This is a genomic window from Streptomyces sp. NPDC002574, assembly GCF_042889545.1.
GTDB lineage: Bacteria > Actinomycetota > Actinomycetes > Streptomycetales > Streptomycetaceae > Actinacidiphila.
On record NZ_JBIARB010000010.1, the window covers coordinates 49,941 to 61,497 of the forward strand.

13 protein-coding genes and 1 riboswitch are annotated in these 11,557 nt (G+C 73.7%); of the genes, 6 read left to right on the top strand and 7 right to left on the bottom strand.

Annotation, left to right across the window (positions count from 1 at the left end):
* Positions 1 to 6: 6 nt before the first annotated feature.
* Positions 7 to 702: a hypothetical protein gene (locus ACFYXS_RS24835; protein ID WP_389251785.1), complete on the bottom strand. Its 696-nt coding sequence runs from the start codon at positions 700 to 702 to the stop codon at positions 7 to 9.
* Positions 703 to 935: 233 nt separating this feature from the next.
* Here ACFYXS_RS24835 and ACFYXS_RS24840 point away from each other — a divergent pair, with 233 nt between their 5' ends.
* Positions 936 to 1,925, top strand: coding sequence for a malate dehydrogenase (locus ACFYXS_RS24840; protein WP_389251788.1), 990 nt, complete (start codon positions 936 to 938; stop codon positions 1,923 to 1,925).
* 70 nt (positions 1,926 to 1,995) lie between these two features.
* On the opposite strand, the gene ACFYXS_RS24845 is transcribed toward ACFYXS_RS24840, so the two are convergent.
* Positions 1,996 to 3,444, bottom strand: a complete 1,449-nt coding sequence (locus tag ACFYXS_RS24845; RefSeq protein ID WP_389251790.1) for a PLP-dependent aminotransferase family protein — start codon at positions 3,442 to 3,444, stop codon at positions 1,996 to 1,998.
* Positions 3,445 to 3,494: 50 nt separating this feature from the next.
* Between ACFYXS_RS24845 and ACFYXS_RS24850 the strand changes: the two genes are divergently transcribed.
* Positions 3,495 to 4,010 (top strand): carboxymuconolactone decarboxylase family protein, encoded by a 516-nt coding sequence (locus ACFYXS_RS24850; protein WP_389251792.1) that lies wholly within the window; start codon positions 3,495 to 3,497, stop codon positions 4,008 to 4,010.
* 24 nt (positions 4,011 to 4,034) lie between these two features.
* Here ACFYXS_RS24850 and rocD read toward each other — a convergent pair whose 3' ends face one another.
* Positions 4,035 to 5,240, bottom strand: a complete 1,206-nt coding sequence (rocD, locus tag ACFYXS_RS24855; RefSeq protein WP_389251794.1) for an ornithine--oxo-acid transaminase — start codon at positions 5,238 to 5,240, stop codon at positions 4,035 to 4,037.
* 136 nt (positions 5,241 to 5,376) lie between these two features.
* A riboswitch (ZMP/ZTP riboswitch) is annotated at positions 5,377 to 5,463 on the top strand.
* Between the two features lie 26 nt (positions 5,464 to 5,489).
* Between rocD and ACFYXS_RS24860 the strand changes: the two genes are divergently transcribed.
* Positions 5,490 to 6,932 carry a glycine hydroxymethyltransferase gene (locus tag ACFYXS_RS24860; RefSeq protein WP_389251796.1) on the top strand — a complete coding sequence of 481 codons (1,443 nt, stop codon included), beginning with the start codon at positions 5,490 to 5,492 and terminating at the stop codon, positions 6,930 to 6,932.
* Positions 6,933 to 6,945: 13 nt separating this feature from the next.
* On the opposite strand, the gene ACFYXS_RS24865 is transcribed toward ACFYXS_RS24860, so the two are convergent.
* Both ACFYXS_RS24865 and ACFYXS_RS24870 read right to left on the bottom strand, forming a co-directional pair.
* Positions 6,946 to 7,638, bottom strand: coding sequence for a hypothetical protein (locus tag ACFYXS_RS24865; RefSeq protein WP_389251798.1), 693 nt, complete (start codon positions 7,636 to 7,638; stop codon positions 6,946 to 6,948).
* Between the two features lie 75 nt (positions 7,639 to 7,713).
* Positions 7,714 to 7,974 carry a hypothetical protein gene (locus tag ACFYXS_RS24870; protein WP_389251800.1) on the bottom strand — a complete coding sequence of 87 codons (261 nt, stop codon included), beginning with the start codon at positions 7,972 to 7,974 and terminating at the stop codon, positions 7,714 to 7,716.
* Between ACFYXS_RS24870 and ACFYXS_RS24875 the strand changes: the two genes are divergently transcribed.
* Positions 7,958 to 8,092: a hypothetical protein gene (locus ACFYXS_RS24875; RefSeq protein ID WP_389251802.1), complete on the top strand. Its 135-nt coding sequence runs from the start codon at positions 7,958 to 7,960 to the stop codon at positions 8,090 to 8,092. The genes ACFYXS_RS24870 and ACFYXS_RS24875 overlap by 17 nt on opposite strands.
* A gap of 81 nt (positions 8,093 to 8,173) precedes the next feature.
* Here the strand turns inward: ACFYXS_RS24875 and ACFYXS_RS24880 are convergent, their stop codons facing one another.
* Both ACFYXS_RS24880 and ACFYXS_RS24885 read right to left on the bottom strand, forming a co-directional pair.
* Positions 8,174 to 8,914 (bottom strand): hypothetical protein, encoded by a 741-nt coding sequence (locus tag ACFYXS_RS24880; RefSeq protein ID WP_389251804.1) that lies wholly within the window; start codon positions 8,912 to 8,914, stop codon positions 8,174 to 8,176.
* Positions 8,911 to 9,462 (bottom strand): RNA polymerase sigma factor, encoded by a 552-nt coding sequence (locus ACFYXS_RS24885; RefSeq protein WP_389251806.1) that lies wholly within the window; start codon positions 9,460 to 9,462, stop codon positions 8,911 to 8,913. The genes ACFYXS_RS24880 and ACFYXS_RS24885 overlap by 4 nt, the downstream gene beginning before the upstream one ends.
* 140 nt (positions 9,463 to 9,602) lie before the next feature.
* On the opposite strand from ACFYXS_RS24885, the gene trpS reads away from it, so the two are divergent.
* A complete protein-coding gene (trpS, locus tag ACFYXS_RS24890) occupies positions 9,603 to 10,616 on the top strand; it encodes a tryptophan--tRNA ligase (protein WP_319658601.1) in 1,014 nt (337 codons plus the stop codon).
* Between the two features lie 217 nt (positions 10,617 to 10,833).
* Entirely contained in the window at positions 10,834 to 11,436 is a 603-nt protein-coding gene (locus ACFYXS_RS24895; protein WP_389251808.1) for a 2'-5' RNA ligase family protein, read from the top strand.
* Positions 11,437 to 11,557 lie beyond the last annotated feature (121 nt).

Sequence of the window (11,557 nt, forward strand, 5' to 3'; positions counted from 1 at the left end):
ACGTCCCTAGGTGGTCCAGGGCAGACGGACGGCCTCGATCGCGGGGTCCGCGAGCAGTGCCTCAACGAGTGGGCGCGGGCCGCAGACTTTGGTGCCCCAGAGGTCGTAGTCGGTGCAGACGACCCAGGAGCGGTCCGCGGCCCACAGATTGGATGGCGTGTACAGGATGTCCGGGTTGTCGAAGAGGGACGGGGCGTCGCCCAGGCGGCCGGAGCGGACGTGGCCCTTCTCGAAGTCCTGCACGAGGATCGGGTTGTAGTACGCCAGGCAGGCGGTGTCTGCCCCCTGCGCGCTGTGCGCAGTGAGGAACCGGATCAACTGCTCCCATGTCGGCCTGTCGAGACTGCCCTCTGCGGGCCACTCGATGGAGCCGGGCGGGACGTCCGCTCCCGTCACGGAGGGGAAGCAACGAGAACAGGGATACACCCCCCGCGGTACGACCGGATCGCCGACGCGGGCGGCCAGCTCCGCCCAGCGCAGCCGCACCCACCCCGGGCCCGGGTGCTCGGACCGGCTCTGGGCGTGATTGACCGAGTCCCCCGCGGTCACCCCGCGCTCGTACATGCCGCCGAGCACCCAGGCGGCGTCGGGCCGGCCGGGTGCCTCGTAGCCGGTGAGGCCGTCGTCCTGGGCGCACTCGGCGAGCCAGTCGGTCTCGGAGGCGGGCGCGAGGGGCCACCGGTCGAGGATCGCATCGGGCATCGGGCCAGGCTACGGACCGGGGGCGCGCCGTCCGCCGCGTGCGGGCGGCGTGGGCGCGCACCGGTCACCCGGGCCGGACGCGGTGACCGGGGCCACACCCGGTGTGGCAGCCGCCGGGACGGCACGGGTATAGCCTGGCGTGGGTCTCTTGACGCCGAGAGATCCCCGTTCCGGGAGCAAGGGACGCTGCCGGGGCGGCATGGGATCCAGCAGCAGAAGGCCAGGAGAAGGCAATGACTCGCACTCCCGTCAACGTCACCGTAACCGGAGCGGCCGGACAGATCGGCTACGCGCTGCTGTTCCGCATCGCGTCGGGCCACCTGCTCGGCCCCGATGTCCCGGTGAAGCTGCGCCTCCTGGAGATCACCCCGGCGCTCAAGGCCGCCGAGGGCACCGCGATGGAGCTGGACGACTGCGCGTTCCCGCTGCTCCAGGGCATCGACATCAGTGACGACCCGAACGTCGCCTTCGACGGCGCCAACGTAGGCCTGCTGGTCGGCGCCCGCCCGCGCACCGCCGGCATGGAGCGCGGCGACCTGCTCGAGGCCAACGGCGGCATCTTCGGCCCGCAGGGCAAGGCCATCAACGCCCACGCCGCGGACGACATCCGCGTCCTGGTCGTCGGCAACCCGGCCAACACCAACGCGCTCATCGCGCAGTCCTCCGCCCCGGACGTCCCGGCCGACCGCTTCACCGCGATGACCCGCCTGGACCACAACCGCGCGATCTCGCAGCTGTCGAAGAAGACCGGCGTGCCGGTGAGCGAGATCCGCCGCCTCACCATCTGGGGCAACCACTCCGCCACCCAGTACCCGGACGTCTTCCACGCCGAGGTCGCCGGCAAGAACGCCGCCGAGACCGTCAACGACGAGAAGTGGCTGGCCGAGGAGTTCATCCCGACCGTCGCCAAGCGCGGTGCGGCCATCATCGCGGCCCGTGGCGCGTCCTCCGCCGCCTCGGCCGCCAACGCCGCGATCGACCACGTCTTCACCTGGACCAACGGCACCGCCGAGGGCGACTGGACGTCCGCGGGTGTCGTCTCCGACGGCTCCTACGGTGTGCCGGAGGGCCTGATCTCCTCCTTCCCCGTCACCGCGAAGGACGGCAGGTTCGAGATCGTCCAGGGCCTGGACATCAACGAGTTCTCCCGCGCCCGCATCGACGCCTCCGTCAAGGAGCTCGAGGAGGAGCGCGACGCGGTCCGCGGCCTCGGCCTGATCTGACGCGCGTCCGGCGGCCCGCCGCCGGTCCCCGAAGAGGGGGCCGGCGGCGGGCCGTTGGCGTTCCCGGCATCTAGGTCCGCGCGGCCAGCAGCGCGCACAGCGCGTCGAGCGCGCCGGCGAAGGCGTGCTCGGGCGGGGTGCCGTAGCCGACGACGAGTTCCTCGGTGTCCCGGCCGCCGAACTCGTCCAGGCTCTGCAGTCCCAGGCCCCGGGCGGCCGCCTCGGCGACGACCTGCGCGGCCGGTGTGCCGGGCGGCAGCCGTAGCACCGCGTGCATTCCGGCGGCGATACCGGAGACCCGGACGGCGGGGGCGTGCTCGGCCAGCGCCGCGACGAGCCGGTCGCGGCGCCGCCGGTAGTGCAGCCGCATCCGCCGCACATGGCGGTCGTACGCGCCGGAGACGATCAGTTCGGCCAGCGTCAACTGGTCGAGGACGGGGGAGTGGTGGTCGGCCATCCGCTTCTCGTCCAGGACCGGTTCGACGAGGGCGGGCGGCAGTGCCAGCCAGGCCAGCCGCAGACCGGGCGCGAGGCTCTTGCTGGCGGTTCCGGCGTAGACGACGTGCTCGGGGGCGAGGCCCTGAAGGGCGCCGACCGGCTGGCGGTCGTAGCGGAACTCCCCGTCGTAGTCGTCCTCGACGACCACCGCACCGGTGGCGCGGGCCCAGGCCACCGCCGCCGTGCGCCGCTCCGGGGACAGCGGACTGCCGGTCGGGAACTGGTGGGCGGGGGTGAGCAGCGCGGCGTCCACGTCGTTGCCGAGGGCGCGGACCTGGGCGCCGTTGTCGTCCACCGGCAGCGGGACGGTCGTCAGCCGCGCCCTGCGCAGGATCTCCACGGTGTGCGCGTAGCCGGGCGCCTCGACGGCGACGCGGCGCGCCCCGCCGGCCCGCAGCGCGCGGCCGAGCACTCCGACGGCCTGCACGAACCCCGAGCACACCGTGAGGAGTTCGGGCCTCGTGCGGACCCCGCGCACCCGCCCGAGATAGGCCGCGAGCGCCTCGCGCAGCTCGGGCCGGCCGCGCGGGTCGGTGTAGCCGAAGGCCTCGTGGGGCGCGGCCGCCAGCGCCCGGCGGGCCGCCGCGCTCCACGCGGCGCGCGGGAAGGACGAGAGGTCGGGGGAGCCGGGGCGCAGGTCGTAGGCGAACCGGTCCGGGTCGGGCAGGATCCCGGGCGTCCCGCTGAGGGGGCCGCCGCGGGTGCCCCGGTCCGTGCCGCGGGGGACGGCGGCCTGGCCGCGGCGTGCGGACGGGGGCCGGCCGTCGGCGACGCGGGTGCCCGAGCCCTGGCGGGCGGTCAGCCAGCCCTCGGCGACGAGCTGCCCGTACGCCTCGGCGACGGTGTTGCGGGCGAGGCCGAGGTCCTTGGCCAGCGCGCGCGAGGACGGCAGCCGGGTGCCGGGGGCGAGCCGCCCGACGCGGACGGCCTCACGCAACGCCCGCTCCAGCCCGGCCCGCGCGCCGGCGCCGCCGACAAGGTCGAGATGGAGATCGACTCCGGAAATGGCCCACTCGTTCACCCTTCAAGTGGACCATGGGCCAGGGACACTGCGTCGATAGGTTGAGTGGCATGACGATCACCTCTCCCGCAGGCAGCACGTCCGACCACGGCCCGGACGAGCCGGTCCCCGCCCCCGCCCCCCGCATGGTGATGGGCAAGGCCGCCCCCGACTTCTACAAGGCGATGATCGCCCTCGACACCGCGGCCGCCAACGGCCTCGACCCGGTGGTCGCCGAGCTGGTCAAGGCGCGCGCCTCGCAGGTCAACGGCTGTGCCTTCTGCGTCGACCAGCACACCGCCGCCGCCCGCAAGCTAGGTGTCCCCGAGCAGAAGATGCACGGGCTCACCGTGTGGCGGGAGACCCCGTTCTTCACCGCGCGCGAGAGGGCCGCCCTGGCGCTCGCCGAGGCGGTGACCCGCCTCGGCGGGCACGGTGTCCCGGACGACGTGTACGACGAGGCCGCTCGGGTCTTCGACGAGGACGAGCTGCCCCGTCTGATCGCCATGTGCATCACCATCAACGCCTGGAACCGCATCGGCATCACCACGCGGATGTCCCCGGCGCCGCGTCCCGAGGGGATCTGACCGCGCCCCCTCGGGGCTCCGCCGTCAGGCGGACAGCACCTCCCGCAGCTGGTCCAGGCCCCAGTCCAGGTCCTCCTTGGAGATCACCAGCGGCGGCGCGAGCCGGATCGTGGAGCCGTGGGTGTCCTTGACCAGGACACCCCGGCCCAGCAGCCGCTCGGAGACCTCGCGGCCGCTGCCGTGCCCGGGGGCGATGTCCACCCCGGCCCACAGGCCGCGGCCGCGCACGGTCGTGACCGCTCCGCTGCCGGTCAGCAGGGCCAGTTCGTGGTGCAGATGGTCGCCGAGTTCGGTGGCGCGCTGCTGGTACTCACCCGTGCGGAGCATCGCGAGCACCTCCAGTGCCACGGCGCACGCGAGCGGGTTGCCGCCGAAGGTCGAGCCGTGCTCACCCGGGCGGTACACCCCCAGCACCTCGGCGGAGGAGACGACCGCCGAGACCGGCACGACGCCGCCGCCCAGCGCCTTGCCCAGGACGTACATGTCGGGGACGACGCCCTCGTGCTCGGACGCGAACGTCCTGCCCGTACGGCCCAGGCCCGACTGGATCTCGTCGGCGATGAAGAGCACCCCGTGCTCGGAGGTCAGCCGCCGCACCCCCGCCCAGTAGCCCGCCGGCGGCACCAGCACCCCGGCCTCGCCCTGGATGGGCTCCATGAGCACGGCCACCGTGTTCGCGTCGATCGCCGCCTCCAGCGCCGCGAGGTCGCCGTAGGGCACGATCTCGAAGCCCGGGGTGTACGGGCCGAAGTCGGCGCGGGCCTCGGGGTCGGTGGAGAAGCTGATGACGGTGGTCGTACGGCCGTGGAAGTTGTCCGCGGCCACGATGATCTTCGCCTGGCCGTCCGGCACGCCCTTGACCCGGTAGCCCCACTTGCGGGCGGTCTTGACCGCGGTCTCCACGGCCTCCGCGCCGGTGTTCATCGGCAGCACCATCTCCATGCCGCACAGCTCCGCAAGTTCCGTGCAGAACTGCGCGAACCGGTCGTGGTGGAACGCCCGCGAGGTGAGCGTGACCCGGTCCAGCTGCGCCTTGGCCGCCTCGATCAGGCGGGCGTTGCGGTGGCCGAAGTTGAGCGCCGAGTAGCCGGCGAGCATGTCGAGGTAGCGGCGGCCCTCGACGTCCGTCACCCACGCGCCGTCCGCGGAGGCGACGACGACGGGGAGCGGGTGGTAGTTGTGCGCGCTGTGCGCTTCCGTTGCGGCGATGTGCTCGGCGGCGGTCGACACGTGAGTGCTCCGTTCGTGGTACGTCGGGAGTGTTGGCGCTGGAGCCCGGTGGGACTCCTTTCCATTGTTCTATCGTCGCTCGCCCGGGATGCGAAGAAACATTGCGGCGACGTCCCGACCTCGCGTTGCTAGGCTGGCCGTGGGCCGTGACTGGCGCGCTGGGATGGGATCGACCATCGGGGAGCGGCCCGTGAACTGTGTGCCGTGCGCCTGGGCCATCCGGTATGCCGTGCCGCGCAGGAGGTCCGCATGTCCAGTGGTCCCACCGAGTCCACCGCCTTCCGCAGTGCCCTTGACGTGATCAGGGGGGTGGAGCCGCGCGTCGCCGACGCGATCGGCCAGGAGATCGAGGACCAGCGGGCCTCGCTCAAGCTTATCGCCAGCGAGAACTACGCCTCCCCCGCGGTGCTGCTGGCCATGGGCAACTGGTTCAGCGACAAGTACGCCGAGGGCACCGTCGGGCGCCGCTTCTACGCCGGGTGCCGCAATGTCGACACCGTCGAGGCCATCGCCGCCGAGCACGCGCGGGCGGTCTTCGGCGCCGAGCACGCCTATGTGCAGCCGCACTCCGGCATCGACGCCAACCTGGTCGCCTTCTGGGCCGTGCTGGCCGCCCGGGTGGAGGCGCCGGCGCTGGAGCGGGCCGGGGTACGGCAGGTCAACGACCTGACCGAGGCGGACTGGGCGCGGCTGCGCCACGAGCTCGGCGACCAGCGCATGCTGGGCATGTCGCTGGACGCCGGCGGCCACCTCACGCACGGCTTCCGCCCCAACATCTCCGGCAAGATGTTCGACCAGCGCAGCTACGGCACCGACCCGGTGACGGGTCTGCTCGACTACGAGTCGCTGCGCCGGACGGCCCGTGAGTTCCGTCCGCTGATCATCGTCGCGGGCTACTCGGCCTACCCCCGGCTGGTGAACTTCCGCATCATGCGGGAGATCGCCGACGAGGTCGGCGCCACCCTGCTGGTCGACATGGCCCACTTCGCGGGCCTGGTCGCGGGCAAGGTCCTCACCGGGGACTTCGACCCCGTGCCGCACGCGCCCATCATCACCACCACCACCCACAAGTCGCTGCGCGGCCCGCGCGGCGGCATGGTGCTCTGCGACTCCTCGCTGGCCGAACAGGTCGACCGAGGCTGCCCGATGGTGCTCGGCGGCCCGCTGCCGCACGTCATGGCGGCCAAGGCGGTGGCCCTGGCCGAGGCCCGCCACACCGACTTCCACGGCTACGCGCAGCGCATCGTCGACAACTCCAAGGCGCTGGCCGAGGGGCTGCTGCGGCGCGGCACGACCCTGGTCACCGGCGGCACGGACAACCACCTCGTGCTCATCGACGTCGAGTCGTCCTACGGCCTCACGGGACGTCAGGCCGAGGCGGCCCTGCTGGAGTCCGGCATCGTCACCAACCGGAACTCCATCCCCCAGGACCCGAACGGCGCCTGGTACACCTCGGGCATCCGCATCGGCACCCCGGCCCTCACCACCCGCGGCCTCGGCACGGGCGAGATGGACGAGATCGCGGGCCTCATCGACCGCGTGCTGACCACCACCGAGGCCGGCGTCACCTCGGCCGGCAAGCCGTCCAAGGCGCAGCACGTGCTGGACGCGAAGGTCGCCGACGAGATCGCGCAGCGCGCCGCCGACCTGCTGGCCGGCTTCCCGCTCTACCCGGGGATCGACCTCAGCTGACGCGCGCGGGGACTCACGCGTCGACCAGCTCCTGGCGGGGGCCCGGGTCGCGCGGTGTCCGGCGGGATATCAGACGGGACGCGAGCAGGGTGCCGGCGCTGCCGAGGGCGAGGCCGGCGCCCAGCCCGGGGAGGGACAGCCACCAGTCGGTGCCCCCGCCGGTGTCCTCGGCCGCCGTGGGGGCGGGGGCCGAGGCGGCCGGGGAGGGGTCCTCCGCCAGGCCGAGGGGGTAGTCGGGGGCGCTGGCGCTGAGTCCCTTGTCCGGGCCCAGGAGGCCCATGCGGCCGAGCAGCGCGGCGAGGGCCTTCGGCTGGGCGGCGTGGTGCCACACCCCCTGCTCCGGCAGACCGTTGTCCCCTGCCTCGCGGGTGTGGATCCACGGCCCCCCGGCGGCGTCCGGGTAGACGAAGTCCACCCGCCAGACCGACACGTCGTGGATCAGCCAGGTGACGGTGACCTGGCGTTTCCCGCCCTCGACATCCGTCAGCGAGGGCGGATCGGGCGCGGCGGGCCCCCGTCCGATGGACGCGTCCAGCGTCTGGTAGTCCGCGGACGTGGTGTAGATCGCCGCTGCGTTGCCGCTCCCCGGCGCGACCAGCATCACGCTGGTCGGCCCCCCGGCCGTGGCCGGTCCCGCGGCGGTGAGCAGGGCGGCGAGCGCCGTGCCCGTGACTCCCGCCCAGGTGACGAACCTTCTGACCCGCATGGGTCCCCCTCTCGCTCGGTCCTGCCCCTGTTACACCGCCCGAGCCGGCCGGGTTCCCGTCGCCGAACGGGCCGCCTATCGCGGGAGCCGCATCGCCGGACCGTCGAGGACGACGTCGAGGCCGTAGGCGAACTTGGCGTCGCGGATCCCCACCGGGTCGAGGACGCGGGCGTCCGGTCCGGAGTCCGCGTAGGACTCGGAGAGAGGGGCGTGCCCGCCGGCGCGCCCGCCCAGGCGAAGCACTCCATCGCCGGCGCTGGCCGTCGCCCACGGGGACGCCGGGCTGGTCCGCGCCGCCCGGGAGGCCTTCATCGCGTCGATGTCGACCGCCTTCACCGTCGGCGCCATCGGTGTCCTCGCCGCCGCCGTGCTGGCCGCGCTGGTCATGCGCGGCACCACGGGCGGGACCGAGTCCGCCGGGGCGCCGGAGCGGGAGCCGGAACTCGTGGCCTGATCCCGCGAGGGAGGCCGGCGCCCCAAGCGGGCGCCGGCCTCGCCGCGTTGCGAGGCCCGCCGGGCCCCGTCCCCGGCCCGGTCAGGCGGACGGGCCGGGGGACCCCCGGAGCCGGGTGGACCCGGCGATCGCGAGCGCCCGCGCCCGGTCGGGCACGCCCTCCAGACGCAGCGTCACCTGGCCGCGCTGCCAGAGCAGGGTGGGCCCGGCGGCCCGGGGCGGCTCGCGGCGCGTGCGTCCGTCGGGGTCGACGAGCCGGACGTAGTGCGGCTCTGCGAACCACACCGCGAACTCGCCGTCGACCTCCACCCATTCGGCCGCGGAGCCGGTGGTCTTGAGGAAGAGCACGTCGATGGAGGCCCGGAACTGGTCGAGCCGGATCGTGCGGCCGTCGCGCCGCCAGCTCATCGACAGCACCCGCCCGCCGTCGGTGACCGCGACCCCGTCCGGCTCGCCCAGCGCGGCCGGGACAAACGCCCCGTCCAGCGGCGCGTGTCCGCGGACCGGCGGCGGGCTCCCCGCGCCCGGTGTCGCCGAGGGGTCGTGGCGCACGGCGACGCCGCCGAAGCCGAACCAGTCCGAGACCGCGGCCCGCACCGGCGGGGTGAGCACCAGCACGACCAGCACCCCGCACAGCAACGCCACCAGGGCCCGCCACCGCACCGCGACCCCGATCCGGGCGCGCCGCACACGTCCCTCACCGGGCACCGCCTCGGCGAGCAGCCGGGCCAGCACCTGCTCGGCCACCGAGTCCGGCGACGGCGCCGGGATGTCCAGCCGCCGCCCCGCCTCGCGCAGTTCCTCCGGGAGCCGGTCGGTCATCGCAGCCCCCCGTCCCGTGCGGCCAGCACCGGTTCGCCGAGCCCGGTCCGCAGCCTCGCCAGCGCGCGGTGCAGCCGGGACTTGACGGTGCCGCGCGGCCAGCCCAGCACCGCGGCCGTCTCCTCCTCGTCCAGGTCGAGCAGATACCGGCAGGTGACCACCAGCCGGTGCGGCTCGCTCAGCGCGCCGACCGCGGCCAGCAGCGCCGTGTGCCGTTCCCTGGTCACCGCCAGGGTCTCCGGGTCCTGGTCCGGCGGGGGCAGGGCCTCCAGCGCGGCATTGCGCTCCACGGCCGAGCGCAGCCGCCGGGCGGCCCGCGCCGCGTTCCGCGCCTCGTTGGCGACGATGCGCAGCAGCCAGGGACGGAAGGCGGCGCCCTCCCGGAAGCCGCCGAGGGCGCGGTACGCCTTGACGAACGAGTTCTGCACCACGTCCTCCGCGTCGGCACCGGCCCCGAGCAGCACCGCCGTGCGGTGGGCGACGTCCGCGTGGACGCGCACCAGCTCCGCGTACGCCTCCCGGTCCCCGGCGCGTACGCGTGCGATCACCACCGCCTCCCCCTCCGTGGCGGCCCCCTTTCGCTCCCCGGCCGCCCCCGTGCGACCCCGTCACCCCTTCTACACCGCTCCCCGCGGCCGGGTTCCCGTTGCGGGCGGACAATCCCCGGGGACCTGAGAGAATGAGTGGCATGGCTCTCGATCGTCCCCGTGTGCTCTCCGGCATCCAGCCCACCGCAGGCTCGTTCCACCTGGGCAACTACCTGGGCGCGGTCCGCCAGTGGGTGGCCCTCCAGGAGTCGCACGACGCCTTCTACATGGTCGTCGACCTGCACGCCATCACCGTGCCGCAGGACCCGGCGGAGCTGCGGGCCAACACCCGGCTGGCCGCCGCCCAGCTGCTCGCGGCCGGGCTCGACCCGGAGCGCTGCACGCTCTTCGTCCAGAGTCACGTCCCCGAACACGCGCAGCTCGGCTGGGTGTTCAACTGCCTCACCGGCTTCGGCGAGGCGTCGCGCATGACGCAGTTCAAGGACAAGTCCGCCAAGCAGGGTGCCGACCGCTCGACGGTGGGCCTGTTCACGTACCCGATCCTGCAGGTCGCGGACATCCTGCTGTACCAGGCGAACGCCGTCCCCGTCGGCGAGGACCAGCGCCAGCACATCGAGCTCACCCGGGACCTCGCGGAGCGCTTCAACGGCCGCTTCGGCGACACCTTCACCATCCCGGCCCCGTACATCGTCAAGGAGACGGCGAAGATCTACGACCTGCAGGACCCGCAGGCCAAGATGAGCAAGTCGGCGGCGTCCCCGAAGGGCCTCATCAACCTCCTGGACGAACCGAAGGCCTCGGCGAAGAAGATCAGGAGCGCGGTCACCGACACCGACACCGTGATCCGCTTCGACGAGCAGGAGAAGCCGGGCATCAGCAACCTGCTGACCATCTACTCCACCCTCACCGGGACCGCGATCCCCGAACTGGAGCAGCGGTACGAGGGAAAGGGCTACGGCGCGCTGAAGACCGAGCTCGCGGAGGTCTTCGTGGAGTGGGTCACCCCGTTCCGCGAGCGCACGCAGGAGTACCTCGGCGACCCGGAGAGCCTGGACTCCGTGCTGGCCAAGGGCGCGGAGAAGGCCCGCGCCGTGGCCGCCGAAACCCTGGCGAACGCCTACGACCGGGTCGGTTTCCTGCCCGCCAAGCACTGAACGGGGCATTCCGGCATCCCGTGGCGCGGGCCTTTGGTCCCGCGTGAATGTGACGGACGACGCTCGCGCCCCGGGGCGCGAGCGCGTCACACTTGCTGCGGAGGCGCTGTGCCGCACACCGTGCGTACGATGCCTCCGGCCCGCCCGGGACCGGACGGGAGCGGGCCGGAAACCGACGGTGCGACGACCGGGGTACGACCGGGAAAGGGGTGAACTCGTGGGAAACCGCATGATCGGCGTGTCCATCGCGGTCCCGGAGCCATACGGCAGCCTGTTGCAGCAGTGCCGCGCCGACTTCGGGGACCCGGTGGCCTACTGCATCCCCACCCACGTCACACTGCTTCCGCCCACCGAGGTGGACACCGCCGTCCTCCCGGCCTTCCGCGAGTACCTGGGCGAGGTCGCGGACGCCTGCCACGCCTTCCCGATGCGCCTCGAGGGCACGGCCAGCTTCCGGCCGCTGACCCCGGTGGTCTTCGTCGAGCTCGCCCAGGGCGGCCTGGACTGCGCCGAGCTGCAGGAGCGGGTGCGTTCCGGCCCGGTCCGCCGGGAGCTGCAGTTCCCGTACCACCCGCACGTCACCATCGGCCACGGTATCCCGGACGAGGCGCTGGACCGCGCTCAGATGGAGCTCGCCGACTTCACCGCCGCGTGGACGGCCAGTTGCTTCTCGCTCTACGAGCAGGACGACGAGGGCGTCTGGCGCCCCCTGCGCGACTACGCCTTCGGGGCCGCCGCCCCCCACCCCCTGCTCCCCCAGCAGCCGGGGGCCTGCGAACCACTCGGTACGGCTGCCGCGCGGGGTACGCAGCCCGCGTGAGCACCCCGGGCCGGCCGCCGCCGGGCGGCCCGGACCCGTGGACGACGCCGGTCCGCGCGACGTTCCGCCGCCTGCCGGGTGACGCCGTCGGCGGGCCACTTCTTCGCCGGTGGCCCCGGAC